The organism is bacterium (assembly GCA_016716565.1).
Classification (GTDB): Bacteria; Bacteroidota; Ignavibacteria; order Ignavibacteriales; family Ignavibacteriaceae; genus IGN2.
On sequence record JADJWC010000003.1, the window covers coordinates 82,452 to 98,040 of the forward strand.

At 35.5% G+C, this 15,589-nt stretch carries 13 protein-coding genes and 1 pseudogene; 6 read left to right on the top strand and 8 right to left on the bottom strand.

The genetic code is table 11. From position 1 onward, the window contains the following. Positions 1 to 114 precede the first annotated feature (114 nt). Positions 115 to 486 carry a cupin domain-containing protein gene (locus tag IPM14_12485; GenBank protein MBK9098914.1) on the bottom strand — a complete coding sequence of 124 codons (372 nt, stop codon included), beginning with the start codon at positions 484 to 486 and terminating at the stop codon, positions 115 to 117. A gap of 17 nt (positions 487 to 503) precedes the next feature. Then, positions 504 to 2,315: an ABC transporter ATP-binding protein gene (locus tag IPM14_12490; GenBank protein ID MBK9098915.1), complete on the bottom strand. Its 1,812-nt coding sequence runs from the start codon at positions 2,313 to 2,315 to the stop codon at positions 504 to 506. A gap of 135 nt (positions 2,316 to 2,450) precedes the next feature. Between IPM14_12490 and IPM14_12495 the strand changes: the two genes are divergently transcribed. After that, on the top strand, positions 2,451 to 3,908 hold the full coding sequence (locus IPM14_12495; GenBank protein MBK9098916.1) for an alpha/beta fold hydrolase: 1,458 nt from the start codon (positions 2,451 to 2,453) through the stop codon (positions 3,906 to 3,908). An 87-nt stretch (positions 3,909 to 3,995) separates the two neighbouring features. Here the strand turns inward: IPM14_12495 and IPM14_12500 are convergent, their stop codons facing one another. From IPM14_12500 to IPM14_12515, 4 genes are all read right to left on the bottom strand, one after another. Beyond that, positions 3,996 to 5,282 carry a hypothetical protein gene (locus tag IPM14_12500; protein ID MBK9098917.1) on the bottom strand — a complete coding sequence of 429 codons (1,287 nt, stop codon included), beginning with the start codon at positions 5,280 to 5,282 and terminating at the stop codon, positions 3,996 to 3,998. A gap of 233 nt (positions 5,283 to 5,515) precedes the next feature. Beyond that, the gene (locus IPM14_12505) at positions 5,516 to 6,079 is read right to left on the bottom strand and encodes a YdeI/OmpD-associated family protein (GenBank protein MBK9098918.1); all 564 of its coding nucleotides are present in this window, start codon (positions 6,077 to 6,079) and stop codon (positions 5,516 to 5,518) included. Between the two features lie 15 nt (positions 6,080 to 6,094). Next, entirely contained in the window at positions 6,095 to 6,553 is a 459-nt protein-coding gene (locus IPM14_12510) for a hypothetical protein (protein MBK9098919.1), read from the bottom strand. A gap of 66 nt (positions 6,554 to 6,619) precedes the next feature. Next, positions 6,620 to 7,387, bottom strand: a complete 768-nt coding sequence (locus tag IPM14_12515; GenBank protein MBK9098920.1) for a class I SAM-dependent methyltransferase — start codon at positions 7,385 to 7,387, stop codon at positions 6,620 to 6,622. Between the two features lie 145 nt (positions 7,388 to 7,532). On the opposite strand from IPM14_12515, the gene IPM14_12520 reads away from it, so the two are divergent. From IPM14_12520 to IPM14_12530, 3 genes and pseudogenes are all read left to right on the top strand, one after another. Beyond that, on the top strand, positions 7,533 to 8,894 hold the full coding sequence (locus tag IPM14_12520) for a pyridoxal-phosphate dependent enzyme (GenBank protein ID MBK9098921.1): 1,362 nt from the start codon (positions 7,533 to 7,535) through the stop codon (positions 8,892 to 8,894). 47 nt (positions 8,895 to 8,941) lie between these two features. Further along, positions 8,942 to 9,322: a four helix bundle protein gene (locus IPM14_12525; protein ID MBK9098922.1), complete on the top strand. Its 381-nt coding sequence runs from the start codon at positions 8,942 to 8,944 to the stop codon at positions 9,320 to 9,322. A 94-nt stretch (positions 9,323 to 9,416) separates the two neighbouring features. Then, positions 9,417 to 10,565: pseudogene (locus tag IPM14_12530) on the top strand (PLP-dependent transferase). Between the two features lie 47 nt (positions 10,566 to 10,612). On the opposite strand, the gene IPM14_12535 reads toward IPM14_12530, so the two are convergent. Next, positions 10,613 to 11,044 (bottom strand): nuclear transport factor 2 family protein, encoded by a 432-nt coding sequence (locus IPM14_12535; GenBank protein ID MBK9098923.1) that lies wholly within the window; start codon positions 11,042 to 11,044, stop codon positions 10,613 to 10,615. A gap of 147 nt (positions 11,045 to 11,191) precedes the next feature. Next, positions 11,192 to 11,992 (bottom strand): class I SAM-dependent methyltransferase, encoded by an 801-nt coding sequence (locus IPM14_12540; GenBank protein MBK9098924.1) that lies wholly within the window; start codon positions 11,990 to 11,992, stop codon positions 11,192 to 11,194. Positions 11,993 to 12,154: 162 nt separating this feature from the next. Here IPM14_12540 and IPM14_12545 point away from each other — a divergent pair, with 162 nt between their 5' ends. Both IPM14_12545 and IPM14_12550 read left to right on the top strand, forming a co-directional pair. Beyond that, positions 12,155 to 12,979 carry a hypothetical protein gene (locus tag IPM14_12545; protein MBK9098925.1) on the top strand — a complete coding sequence of 275 codons (825 nt, stop codon included), beginning with the start codon at positions 12,155 to 12,157 and terminating at the stop codon, positions 12,977 to 12,979. Between the two features lie 76 nt (positions 12,980 to 13,055). Continuing rightward, a complete protein-coding gene (locus IPM14_12550; GenBank protein ID MBK9098926.1) occupies positions 13,056 to 15,581 on the top strand; it encodes a TonB-dependent receptor in 2,526 nt (841 codons plus the stop codon). The last annotated feature ends 8 nt before the right edge of the window (positions 15,582 to 15,589 follow it).

Genomic DNA, 15,589 nt, shown 5'->3' on the forward strand with positions numbered 1-15,589 from the left:
TGTTAAAAAAAATTAATTGCGAATAAATATTAACAAACAGCAAGTATTAAAAGCAAATTTCAAGAGAAAAAAATAATAATGTGCAAATCAGACTCCGGTAAAAATTGGGATGAGTTAATCGCCTGTAGGAACAATTCCTTTATTCTCAACCATCAGTATTACAGTTTTTTGTGGAGCACGTGTACGGTGAGTTACATTTTTAGTTACAGTTACACCCTGTCCCGGATTTAAATCAATCGTTCTGTCTTCAAGATCAACAAATAATTTTCCCTCAAGAACAAAAAAGAATTCATCATCGTTTTCATGCTTGTGCCAATGATATTCACCTTCAACAATTCCAACTCTTACAACGCTTCCATTCACTTCTGTTAAAGTCTGGTTGAACCATTTATCTTTTGTTTCTTTCGCTATTTGAGGAATGTCAATCAGCTCAAAGTGTTTGTATTTGATATCAAGTTTTGTAGTGTATGGATATTGGTTTGACATTTCATGCCTCAGAATTTTTAGTTTTCGGAAACTTTCTTTTCAATTAAAGGAGGATATGCTTCCGGCTTAGTTACTTCATTAGAAACTAACTCTCGTTCACCAATCTGTTGTCTCCACATTGCGTAATACAGTCCTTTTAGTTCGAGAAGTTGTTCATGTTTTCCTGATTCCACAATGTTTCCGCGTTCCAAAACATAAATACGGTCTGCATGCATAACCGTCGAAAGCCTGTGAGCGATCATTATCGTAATCAGATCTTTTCTCAAAGAAACATTTCGAATTGTTTTACTTATTTCTTCTTCTGTCAGCGAGTCGAGTGCAGAAGTTGCTTCATCAAAAACGAGCAGACTGGGCTTGCGAAGAAGAGCTCTTGCGATCGAAAGTCTTTGCTTTTCTCCGCCGCTTACTTTTATTCCACTTTCCCCGATTTTAGTATCGAGTCCGTTCTCAGCTCTTTCCAAAAGAGATTGAGCTGCTGACTTGTTCAACACTTCAAGGCATTCTTCATCCGTCGCATCAGGATTAACGAATAACAAATTTTCTTTTATTGTTCCTGAGAACAGTTGAGTATCCTGAGTTACAAATCCGATTTTTTCTCTCAACTCATCAAAATCAATCTGGTCAGATGGGATGTTGTTGAACAAAATTTTTCCCTGCTGAGGAGAATAAAGTCCTACCAGCAATTTGACTAATGTTGTCTTTCCAGCTCCGGAAGGACCCACAAACGCAACAGTTTCACCTTCTCCTACTTTAAATGAAATTCCGTTTAATGCATGACGGTTTGCTGATTGATGCTTGAATGCCACATTCTCAAAAGATAATGAATTTACCATTCCAAGCTTTACTGGTTTGGCAGGTTTACTTTCGATCGGTTTTGAAATTAAATCAGAAAAATTATTTAACGATACCTCTGCTTCGCGATAAATGTTTATTATATCTCCAAGGCTCTGAAGCGGACCGAAAATAAAGAAAGAATAAATGAACAACGAGAAAAATTCTCCGACAGTAATGTGCTGGGTGAAAATCAGGTAGAGCATTACAAAAAGAATCGTGGTCCGAATAAAGTTTACAGTTGTTCCCTGTAGAAAACTTAGTGTCCGGATGTAGCGTACTTTTTTTAACTCAAGTGCAAGAATTTTATCTGTGCTTGAATTCAGTCTGTTGATTTCCTGCTGACCGAGTCCAAGACTTTTTACAAGCTCAATATTTCTTAATGATTCAGTTGTTGAGCCTGCAAGTGAAGTGGTTTCAGTTACAATCACCTTTTGTATTTTTTTTATTTTTTTTCCAAGGATTGAACTGACTAGTCCAATTATCGGTATCGAGGAGAAAAATATCGGTGCAATAACCCAGGATACACTTATTGCATAAATAGTAACGAACACTACTCCAACAAGTGTGGTAAACAAAATATTTACTGAAGCAGAAATTAACTTTTCGGTATCAGTTCTGACTTTTTGCAGAATACCAAGTGTTGTCCCGCTACGTTGATCCTCAAATTCAGAGAAGGGAAGAAGAAGCGAATGGCGGATTCCATCCGTATATATTTTAGCGCCAAGCTTTTGTGTGATAACGTTTACATAGTAATCCTGAAAATTCTTTGCTACCCTTGAAACGAAAGCAACTCCAACTGCGGCAGCCAGAAGTAAAACAACTCCTTTGATAAACTGTTCGGTGGTATAATGATCATACTTCGTGGCGTACTCATCGATTACAATCCTGAATATCCACGGATCAAGCATGGAAAAGATCTGGTTTATTGCTGCAAGTAATAATGCGAACAATACCAGTCTCCAGTAATTTTTAAGATATGAAAGCAATAACCTCATTAATGGCTGCAAAGATATGAATTAATTTTTCTATTCCGAGAGGCTAAAATCACAGACCGCCTGTCACAATAACTAACACAGATATAGTTACTTTCCTTTAAATTTATTGTGAAAATTTATTTTAAAAGGAATTTTATGAAAACTTCTATTATTGTATTAATAGTTCTTATTATCACTTCTCTTAACTTAAGTTTTACATTCGATAATTCAACTAGTAAAAAAGAATTTGTTCAGCAGGAACAATTTGAGCCGGAAGGAAGCTGGGGCGGTATACTCAAAATCTCATCAGCAAAATTGAAAGTTATTTTTAATGTTTCGAAAAATGTATCTGGAAATTTGACCGCAACGTTAGATAGTCCTGATCAGGGTGCTTATGGTATAGCTGTTAATGAGGTCATCGTAAAAGATGATTCGATAAAATTTATTATTCGACTAATTAATGGATACTATGAAGGGAAATATATTTCTGATAGTATGATGATTTCGGGAGTATGGAACCAGGCAGGAATGTCTTTACCTCTTGAATTAAAAAAATCAGAAAAAGTCGAACAGCCAAAACGGCCGCAAGAACCTAAAGAACCTTTTCCTTATAATAGTGAAGAAGTGAAATTTATCAATCCAGAAACAGGTAATACACTTGCCGGAACATTAACTCAGCCGGAAGGAGTTGGACCATTCACTGCTGTAATTCTTGTGAGTGGTTCAGGACCACAGAATCGTGATGAAGAACTACTCGGACACAAACCTTTTTTAGTTCTTGCTGATTATTTAACTCGTCGTGGAATAGCAGTTTTAAGATACGATGACAGAGGCATTGGTGAATCAACCGGTGATTTCAGGAGCGCAACGAGTGAAGATTTTGCTCAAGATGCTTTAGCTGCAGTGGCTTTTCTAAAAACAAAAAATGAAATAGATAAAATCGGAATTGCTGGTCATAGTGAAGGAGGGCTAATCGCACCAATGGCTGCAGTTCAATCAGAAGATGTTGACTTTATTGTTCTCATGGCTGGACCAGGTCTACGCGGCGATTCAATTCTAATGCTTCAAACTGAATTAATAATGAAAGCTAACGGCGAGAGTGAAGAATTCATTCAGAGAGACCTGAAAGTCTACCGAAAGATTTACAACGAAATTCTCTCAGAAAAAAGTGATGAAGAACTGAAAGCAAGTTTGACATCAATACTGACCGCGGCATATGATCTGTTGTCTGAAAAGGAAAAAGAGGATGCAGGAGACAAAGAAATGTTTATTGATGGTCAGATTAAAATCATGCTTGGACCATGGTTCAGATATTTTATTAATTATGATCCTTATCCAACATTGAAAGAAGTAAAATGTCCTGTTCTAGCAATTAATGGTGAAAAAGATTTACAAGTACCTTCGAAAGAAAATCTTTCTGCAATTGAACAAGCTTTGAAGGAAGGTGGCAATAAAAATTATAAAATTGTGGAGATGCCAGGATTGAATCACCTTTTTCAGAAAAGTAAAACCGGTGCTCCGATTGAATATGGAAACATCGAAGAAACTTTTTCTGAAGATGCAATGAAAATTATCGCCGATTGGATTAATCAAGAGATGAAAAAAGTTGACTAAAAGAGAATTGTCTATTCTCGTTTTTATAAAATTATATTCAGAAGGATGGATTAATACCATCCTTCCCCTTAATAAATTTGCTCAGGCTTATTCAGTACTGGCTTTATTTTGGTAATATTTTGTCTGGTTAGGGTTGGACTCCTGATATTTTTTACTCTTGTTTTCAATTTCTAAATAATCTTCTTTAAAGCTTTCTCTCAGCATCCTGTTATAATCCATCCACTTCGGAATTCCTTCATTCTTATTCATATAGTTTATCGCTTCGAATGCAGCAACATCTGCTTTCATCTTCAATTCATCCAAAATTGAATGGATATTATCTTCTACTCTCGATTTAAGTTTTTCATCATTCACACTGTTAGCGTATGATAAATCTATAAGTTCAAAATATAATTCGATTGCATAAGTTACTCCGTAGTCTGATAATATTTTACGTGTATTGGCAATTGCTTCATTCATTCGTTTGTAAAATTCTTTGTTCCTGTTTGTATTGTATAGGTTCATGTTTGCCAGTGCAATATCTGTCCAGGTTCCATAGCTGATATCAATATCATTTTTGTATTGATCGGCCAGTTCGTTAATTAAGTCATAGTCACGAATGTTGTAGAGGGCGATAATGATTTGTCCAAAAAGTAGATTAACATCTTTCTTATCAAAAATTTTGATTATGTTATCGATCAACGTTTGAAGATTACTTTTTGAGAAATTTTCACTCTTAAAATCTTTATAGTTTTTTGGATCTGATTGCAGCAATAACGCTTCAACTTCTTTTCTGATATTTGTCTTTGTATTCTGATCATTTAATAGTGTTTGTGTTTCCATCAATTCATCTTCTTTTTCTTTTATCTTGCGGCGATATCCTTCCTCCATTGAAGTAAGCAAAATTTTTGGTAAGTAAATTCTGCTCCATAAATATCCGAGGAAGAATCCTCCTACAAAGTAAAATATCATAGTTGATACTGAAAAAACAAATGAACTGGGATGATTACCCATTCCACGGGAAAGTGTATTGCCTATTTCAACAATTCCGCCGCTCAACTGGTTTAATTGTACAAGACTTACGCCAACTATAATTTTAGTAATCCAGTCCGAAATTTCTTCGAGGTTAGTATTTGCTCCAATGTTTTCAGAATCTTTTATTGCGGGTGTGCGGGGAATGCCAAATATAAATCCAATGAATGCACCAACTATTGCACTAGTCAAAGCTATTATTGCGGAGAGACTTAAAATTGATAGGAAATTTTCAGAACCGCGTGCAAGAGCATAAAAACAGATTATAATTACACCGGTAACCAGAATGGAAGTAATGAAAAGAATGCTTTTGCCTTTTCCTTCTTCCAGTTTTCGAAGCTTGCTAAAATCGATATTAGCCATACGCTTTCAACCTCCCATAGTTAGTAACTTTTAGAACAAATTAATTTTTACTTAAATTTTTAATCCAACTTTGTCTGTTCGCGATAAAGATAACAATCTATTATTTAGCTGAGAGGAATGTCTATTTCCATTATGAGGACTAAAAGAACAGAACTTAATAAATTGTTTTATTGGTCTGATGAAAAAAATATGTAATTAAGTAAACAATACCAAACGGATAAATTAATTCTGACTCACAAATACTTTTCTATTCCCTGAATTCCGTACTGTTTATTCTTTTCAGTCATTTTAATGAAGTAATTTAGTCTCTGTTTGAAAACTTCAGGTCTCTTTCTTGCACCATCAATAAAAGCGATTCTTATTCGTTTATATGCATCTGAAAATTTCAGATAGTTATTCCAGGCTTCTTTGTTCTTCATGATCTCATCAATGATATCCATCGGGAAAATAAACTTTTCATTTTCCAGATCACCAAGTGCTTTACGGACTTCAGCGATAACTTTTTTCTTCTTGAGTAATCTTTTTAAACGCTCTTTATTTAATTGTGAATAACTGCTTTTTGGATTCCTTGGTGTGAATCTTTGAACGTGACTATCTTTCTCGAATTTCTTTGCCGTACTATCAATCCATCCGAAACACAAAGCTTCTTCAACAGCATCTTCATAAGATATTTTTGGTTTGCCCGACGCTTTGTTAGGAAAAATCAACCAGATTTCTTTTTCTTTTTTATAATTTTTCTTAAGCCAGTTACGCCACTCGCTACGGGTTTTAACTGATAATGTTCTTGAAATCTCCATCCTTTTATATTTTAATTATGGATTTAATTTCCAAATCTTGTCCGAAGTTTCCAGGTAAACGGGCAGGGCAGCTGATCCATACCAATTGTACAAATCCACATCGAGCAGTCCGGAGTTGATTGCAGGGTCAGTCTGCACAAGCTCTTCTGCTTCTTCAATTGTCTTCACGTCAAAAATAAAAATTCCACGATAGGAATTTTCATTTTTTCCAAGAGGTCCGGCTACGATCATTTTTCCTTCTTTTACAAGTCTGCGGATGTTAGCTAGATGTCCTCTGAAGCAGCTGTCTATTACTGCCTTATCGGTTGTTGTGTTTGAACCGGTTTTAAGTATTGCAAATACATAACTTTTCATGCCGTAGTCATCTGCATCAAATTTTTGTGCAAGGGTGGAATCGTAGTTGGTATTAATTGTTTGTGTGAATGAAGAATATTTGACAAACAAAAACAAAAGTAGTGCTAAAATAAATTTCATAAAGCTCTCCACTAATTATTGAATTACTTAGTTTAGAAGAAATTGGATAATCCGGCAAAAAAATAATTATTTTTCTGCAATAATAAGCATTTCAAAATCTTCGGTTGTTAATTTATCGTTACGGGAAAACGCACCTAGCTTTGCACCGAAAACATCGATTTGTTTATAACCAAGAGATTTGAGCAGCCAGGTTATTTCGCTCGGCACATAAAATCTTTCATTGCATTCAAGAGTTTTCTTGTTTCCATCATCGTCAACTATTCTGGTTATGTTATGTTCACGGAATGTCATCAGATCGAAAGTGTTGCTTCGATAAGTTGCATTATCACCAATGGAATTTGCCGCACAAAACTTTTCCACAGAATGATAAAGAGGAAACAAGCCATTTAAAGTTGTAAAAATAAACTTTGATTTTTCTCTAAGAGATTTTGTCACGCTCTTTAATATTTCAAAATTCATTTCGTCCGTTTCCATTAATGCAAAGCCGCCTTCACAGAGCATTATAGCAGCATCAAACTCTTTATTGAAGGGTAAATTCCTTGCGTCCTGTTTTTGAAAATTAATTTTAAGATTTTCCTTTGCCGCTTTCTCTCGGGCAACTGCTAGCTGTGAGTCTGAAAGATCAATTCCGGTTACTGAGTAACCTCTTTTCGATAATTCAATTGAGTGTCTGCCTGTTCCGCATCCGACATCAAGAATTTTCAAAGATTTGTTAAAATTCAGTTCCTGTTCGAGGAAATCGCATTCACCGATTGTTCCTTGCGTGAAAGACTCTTTGTCGTAAGTCCTTCCGTAATTTTCAAAGAGTTCTTCGTACCATTGTTTGGAGTTCATATTCTTAAATCCTGATAATTTAGATATAAAGTAAAAAAACATTGAATGACTTTTCACTAATATTGTCTTTAAAAATTTCTTTCATCATTCCTTTCAAATCCTTATTATTGAACAATTTTTTACAAACAAAAAGTAATTATAACCATTGGAATACAAAAACAGCATCATTGAGCAAATAGGCAACACACCGCTTATCAGGCTCAACAAAATCAACAGGGGATTGAAGCCGCAAATTTTTGCAAAGCTTGAATCAGCAAATCCGGGCGGAAGTGTAAAAGACCGCATCGGTTACAATATGATTATTGATGCTGAGCAAAGAGGTGTCTTGCAGCCTGGTGGAACAATTATCGAAGCAACAAGCGGTAACACAGGAATTGGTCTGGCAATTACGGCAGCAGTAAAAGGTTACAGATGTATTTTCGTTGTTACATCAAAAGTGAGTGCAGAAAAAATAAATTATCTGAAAGCACTCGGCGCGGAAGTGATTGTCGTTTCGAATCTTGTGGATCCTGATGACCCGGAATATTACGTGAACGTTGCAAAACGACTTTCAACAGAAATTCCGAATTCATTTTTTGCTTATCAGTATTCCAATCCATCAAATCCTCAAATTCATTACAAAACCACCGGACCTGAAATCTGGCAGCAGACGGATGGCAAAATCACTCATTTTGTTTCAAGCATCGGAACTGGCGGAACGATAAGTGGAACGGGAAGATTTCTGAAAGAAAAAAATCCGAACATACAAGTAATCGGTGCCGATCCGCTTGGCTCTATATTCAAGCATTATAAAGAGACCGGAGAAATTATTAAAGGAACTCCTTATTTGGTTGAAGGAATTGGTCAGGATTGCCTACCTGAGAATGTTCACTTCCAGTACATCGATAGAATATTTAACATAAGCGATAAAGAATCATTCACCGCGGCAAGAAAATTGACTAAAGAAGAAGGAATTTTTTGTGGAGGAAGTACAGGAACGATTGTTCATGTCGCACTGGAAATTTCAAAAGGACTATCGAAAGATGATGTTGTGGTTTTCATAGTTTGTGATACTGGGGAAAGATATCTTTCAAAGGTTCATAACGAAGATTGGCTGAAGCTGAACAGGATGCTGGATACAGAAGTCAGAACTTTACGTGATATTTCAGATAGAAAAAAATCTCTTGGTATCGAAGAGATAGTATCAATTAAAGAAGACGATAAAGTAAAAGATGTTCTAGAGCTGATAACTAAAACAGGTTACACGCATATTCCTGTTATGAAAGGAAAACAATCAATCGGTGCAATCAGGGAAGGGCGATTGCTTTCAAAGCTTGTTGAGGATCCGATGTTGTATAATTCTTTGATTAAAGATGTAATGGAAGAAAGTTTCCCGGTTCTTGAAGCTAAAACAGAACTCGCTGAATTAAAAAAATTGTTCAAAGAACATCCAGCAGTTTTAGTAAGTGATTTTGGATTGGTGACTGATATTATTACGAGATATGATTTAATCAATTTAAACACCTGAACAGCCCCTTTTTTGAATATCGAATATTGATCAAGGAATGTGGAATGATGAATGAAAATAAAAACAGGAAATTTGATCTTGAAGCACGGTTAATTGATTTTGCTGTAATGATAATCGAAATTTCAGAAAGCCTGAATAACACAAGAGCAGGAAATCATATCGAAGGACAATTATTGAGATCTGGAACATCTCCTGCATTACACTATGGAGAAGCGCAGAGTGCTGAATCAAGAAATGATTTCATCCATAAATTGAAAGTTCTTCTTAAAGAGTTGAGAGAAACTTTAGTTGCGTTGAAAATTATTAAAAGAGTGTCATTGACCAGAAAGATGGACTTAGTTGAAAAAGGAATAGTAGAATGTAACGAGCTTATTTTAATCTTTGTAAAAAGTATTGAAACTGCAAAGAAGAACAATTCAAAAAAGTGATTGATTTTGGAATACTTCGAAATTCTAGATTCCTTGTTTGATATTCATTATTCGACTTGAAAAATATTACGTAATAAACTGAAAGATTAAAATTATGGGTTTCTCGACAGACGCAATTCATGCGGGACAAATTCCTGATCCAACAACCGGTGCTGTAATTACACCGCTTTATTTAACATCGACTTATGCTCAGCACGAGCTTGGAAAAAGTAGGGGTTATGAATATGGAAGAACACACAACCTTACCAGGAAAGCATTAGAAAAAAATATTGCAACACTCGAAAAAGGAAAATATGGAATTGCTTTTGCATCCGGACTTGCTGCAACTCACGCATTGATGAGTCTTGTTAAAGCTGGTGATCATATAATTGTATCGAGCAATGTTTATGGTGGAACTTACAGACTTTATGAACTCAATCTAACTAACTACGGATTAGAATATTCCTGGGTTGACACAAGTGATACAAACAACATCGAAAGTGCAATAAGAAAAAACACGAAGATGATTTTCGTTGAAACCCCTACCAATCCTATGTTAATTTTGACTGACTTAAGAGCTGTTTCTGAAATTGCAAGAAAGAACAACCTTATCACTGTCTGTGATAATACATTTATGAGCCCATACTTTCAGAATCCGTTGGAATTGGGAATCGACATAGTTATGCATTCAACAACAAAATATTTGAATGGGCACAGTGATATGGTTGGTGGAATTCTCGTAACAAGTAATGAAAAATATCACTAGAGACTGAGATACATTCAAAATGCTGCTGGCGGAGTTCCATCTCCTTTTGATTGCTGGCTGGTTCTTCGTTCAACAAAAACACTTGCAGTGCGAATGAAACAGCATGAAGAGAATGCAAAAGCTTTTGCCGAATTTCTTTCGAAATCCGGTGCAGCAAAAAAAGTAATTTATCCCGGATTAAAAGATCATCCTCAGCACGAACTTGCAAAAAAACAAATGCGAGGATTCGGAGGAATGGTTTCAGCAGATTTTGGTACTATCGAAAAAGCGAAGAAAGTTTTAAACAATGTTAAGATTTTTACATTAGCTGAAAGTCTCGGCGGAGTTGAAAGTTTAATTTGTCATCCTGCTTCAATGACACACGCAGCAGTTCCGAAAGAAGATAGAGAAAGGTACGGATTTACAGATGCACTCGTACGCTTTTCAGTTGGAATTGAAGATGTAGAAGATTTGATTGCTGATGTTGAAAAGGCACTGGGTAACGTCCACGAATTGTAGTAGACCAATGCAATGCAGCTTTAGAAAGACTGTATCTTATGCAGTTTTCATTTTCGCTCGAGAACGGTTGAATGAAGCAACTTTATTTTCCAATTTCCGTTCTGGCTGATTAGAACTGCGCTTTCAATCCATTTCACCTTGAATAGTTTGTTATTTGAAATTCCGGAAGCTTGGTTTATATAGTACGTCCAAGCGGTATTACCCTCTACTTCCGTTTGTAGAAAATCAATCTTGTTAATTCTTTTAAAGCTCGTGTCTGATCTTCGAGGTAAGAGTCTTTGTATAAGTGAATCCATATTCCAAATTGGTCCGTTTTCGATTATTATGATATCGTCTGTGCAGTAACTCTTTAGTCTATCAATATCCAACCGTGCAATAGCGTCAAAGGCTGCGACAATAGTTTTTTCTGGAAGAAGATCTTGGCTGTTACTTAATAATACCAGAGAAGTAAATAATATAACTATGGCGATTTTTTTCATAAATATAAAGTTTGTAATGAAAATTGAATACAACTAATTAATTCCCGTAATAATAACAATAAAATATCTCGCAAAATTACTGCGGGAAAGCTATTGAAGTAGATCTCATAAAAGATGTTGAATAAGCCCTCAAATAAATTTTTGAACTTATTTCTTTCTCACAATCCAGATATCCTGCGGGATATAATTTCCTTCTGGTTCGCGAGTTTCGTGCTCGAGTATTTCAAAATCTTTGAAAAGTGATTTCATAAATACCGGCGGCTGGTAAGCAGCGAATGTTCTGTGACCTTCTTTTACATTTCCTCTCACGACCAGTTTTCCGGCTTCAAATATTTTTAGCTCTTCACTTGTCAGTTTGGGTTTACAATTTTCTCCGTGCGTAGTCAGGAAAATTATTCCGTTTGGTTTGCAGACTCTTTTTAATTCATTCATCCAAGCATGGTGCATTTCTTCCGATAAATGTGTGAAGACAGAAGTTGCATAAATCACTTCAAAAAAATTGCTTTGAAATTCTAAAAGCGGCTCTAGTTTATTTCTCAAAAAATGAATTCCCGGAATATATTTTTTGCACCACTCAATTGTATTTGAGTTATAGTCTGAGCCATAAATTTCACAACTTTTATCTAGCAGATTTGGAAGATGACGAATAATTCTTGCAGGTCCGCATCCCCATTCAAGTATTTTAACATTTTTCAGCTCGATATGCTTTTCAAAATAATCTATCAGCCATTTTGCTGTGTCGAGACTATCATTGTAGTAATTATCATAATTCATCTGGAATGATTCATAAATCATATAGTCAGGAGGAAGGACCACATCCGGATTTTTTTCTTTAAATGTTTGATTGATTTTACGGTTCTTAAATTTCTGAAAAATGAAATTCAAGTAATCACTTTGATGCATCAGCCGAAGCTTTCTGAGCAGAGTTGTAATATTGGTTTTGTTCATCCCTCTGTACGATTGAATAATTTCCCAATTGATTATCGAATACAAAAATAATATAAACATCATTCATTGTTCGTAGATACCAACAAGTCAGTCTTAATTACACTATAATGAAGGTCATTTTTCATAAATTTGAACTAGAAATAATTTCACTTTTATCAAAGAATGAATATTAAAGTAATACTGTTCCTGACAATCTTAATTTTTTCAGCGAAACATTTCTGTCAAACTGATTCCATAGAAGTTTATTTAATCGATGCGTACTGCACAAGAGAATTGCCGTATACATTCAAATTGTCATTTTATACTAGCGATGTGTGTAAATCAAAAGTGATTTTGGAAGATGAATACGAGTTTGTCGTTTCAAATGAATTAACTGATATGCATAAAGCGGATATTGATATCAGTAATCTGTCATTTGAGGATCAGTTAATAAATTTTATTATTATTTCTGAAACAGAAGACAGTAGAATTTATCAAAGTGAGAAATTTGATTTCGATCTTCCTTATGAACCTCAGATAAAAGAAGGCTCGGACCTTTTTACACTTTGCTTATTCGGTTCCGCAATTTTCCTTTTACCGTATCCGGGATATGTTTATGATGGGGAATCAAGTTATTTCAGTCTAACAAAAGAAATACCTGTACTATCTTTCAGATCAAAAAGCCTAAACTATCCCGCAGGATATTTATCATTGGAATACACTTATGTCTTTAATGCTGAAGATCCAAGTTATCTTCGCACCGGTTACAAACGTTTGTTTGAAGTCTCCACAATTGAATACATTTCACCGGGAATATCATTTTACTCGAACTTCAATATTAACCAGGGAATAAGTCCTGAGATTTCACTTGGTTTGTTTACCATCGAGGAGACTTTCACGTTTTATGCTCGTTACAGGTATAACTTTGCTTTACACAATTCAGGTACCAACTTTCAGGAATTTTATATCGGTCTTTATTCTGCTTTCTTCTCTTTCTACCCTGATTGATAACTTTTATTCTGGAATTATTTCACACCGATTTTTGTTATAGTTAATTGATATCAGAATCATTAATTATCACACATTGAAAACATTTATTTACATACTCTTAATTCTTTCTAGTGGATTTACTGTCGCACAGACAGGAAAACTCAAAGGAAAAGTTACTGATGGCTCATCGGCTATTCCGTTTGTGAATATTATTATTATCGATACAAATTTTGGAACAGCAACCAAACTTGACGGTTCATATGAGATTACAGGAATCCCTGTCGGTACATATGAAGTACGCTATAGTGTTATTGGCTTTGATTCCAAAACATTTGATGTTGAAATAGGGTCAAACAAAATAACAGAATTAAACGTTGAATTATCCGCAAAAGCAATTGAATTACAGAGCGTTGAAGTCACGGATTTTCAAGTCCAGGATCAAAGAGATACAAGAACAAGCTTGATCGATTTAAATCCGCGAGACGCAAAAACTTTACCCGGTGCAGCAGAAGATGTTTTCAGAACACTTCAATCACTTCCGGGTGTTCTTGCCCCAAATGATTTTTCATCTCAGTTAATTGTCAGAGGAAGTGGTCCTGATCAGAATCTTATAATTCTTGATGATGTGGAAGTATTCAATCCATACAGACTTTATGGAGTAGTTAGTATGTTCAATCCGGATGCAGTTGATAATGTAAATCTGATTTCCGGAGGATTCCCTGCAAAATATGGCGACAGACTTTCTGCAGTACTTGATGTAACAAACAAAGAGGGAACCACGACAAAATCACTTGCAGGTAATGTGAACATCTCAATCGTTGATGCTAATCTTGTGCTGGAAGGAAGAAATCCTTTCAACTTGAGAGGCAGCTGGCTTTTCAATACAAGGCGAACTTATTACGATCTTATAATTGAGCCGTTTGTAAAAAGTGCGGGACTAGTTGACGATAATACCAGCTTTCCCAACTTTTACGATTTGCAGGGAAAACTTGTTATTGGTCCTTACAATGGTCATAAGTTTTTATTCAATGGAATTTTGTCGCGGGATGCGGTTAATGTAATGAGCGGAGAAGAAAGAGAAACTCCCGATAGTGTAGGTGTATATAACATAACAAATAATGATCTTGTTTCTGCTGCATGGCATTTCGCTCCAAATCAAAATACATTAAACAAAGTCGTAGTCTCTTGGTACAAAAACAATGGAACAACAGATTTCGATTCACAAATTCTTGATCCTTCTCTTAATCGAAACGCATTTGAAAGTACAATTCCTGATACTTTAGCTCCGTATCTGTTAAGATTTTCTTTCGGCGGCGATTTTATCTATGAGAAATATTCAATCGATGATAAATTCACTTATATTCTGAAAGATCATATCATTGAAGCAGGTGTTGGTGCAGATTTTATGAAGACCACAGTTAATTTTACTTTTGATCTCGATGAACAGCTTGAAGCAGTATTAAATTCAAATCCACAGTTCAGATCTGCACTTGACGATATTAAAGATGTGCAGTATTACAATCGTTACAGAGCATATGTTCAGGATAATTTCAGACTTTCAGAGAAGCTGACTTTTCAGCCAAGTCTAAGATTAGATTATTATAACATTCTTGAAAAAACATATTTAGCTCCGAGAATTTCAATGTCCTATGCTTTTAATGAGTTGACGACTCTTCGTGCTGTTTGGGGATTATATTATCAATCACCCGGATACGAAAAATTCTTTGACCAGGGAACACTTTATGACCTTTCGGACAAATACACTGAAAGCCTTGTTGCAGAAAGAGCAACGCACTATGTGCTCGGAATTGAAAGATGGCTGAGCGGTGAGTGGAGTGCAAGAGTTGAAGGCTATTACAAAGATTTTGATAATCTTTACAGACCTAAAAAACTTCAGGGAGACAGATTTTATACAGAACCAATTCCCGGAAAAGATCCAAGGTTTGCTTCCGGCTGGACTTTACCTGCAACATTTAGCGGAGATTCGTTGACGCAGATTCCGGTAAACTCTTCCTTTGGTGAAGCTTATGGTTTTGAGTTTTTCCTTTCTAAGAAAAATACTTTTTATGAGAGCAGATTTTCAGGCTGGGTTTCGTATGCATTGGCCTTTGCAAACAGGTATGAAAGTGGTATCAAATACCCATTTAATTTTGATCAAAGACATACCGTTAATGTCGTACTAAATTATCAGCTTAATAGCTGGCTGGAGCTTGGAGTAAGATGGCAATACGGTTCTGGTTTTCCCATTAGTCAGCCTGCTGGTGTAAAGCCAAGAATCATTGTTGTTGATCAGGATCTTGATGGAACGCCTGAAACACCTATCATCGCAACAAGAGAAATTAATAACGAAGGCGAGAATCCTGTTATTTTTGATGTTGATTTTGCCGACAGAAAGCTAAACTCCCGAAAACCCGAATATCATCGTTTGGATTTTCGAATCAATGCATTTGCAAGTTGGTGGGATCTTGACTGGACTATCTATCTCGATGTTGTTAACCTTTATAACCGTTCAAATGTGATCGGTTATGATTACTTTGTTGAAGAAAATCTCACACTCGGTAGAGAAACCACAACTATGTTACCAATTATTCCAACACTTGGTTTCAGTGTAAGGTTTTAATTCTTATT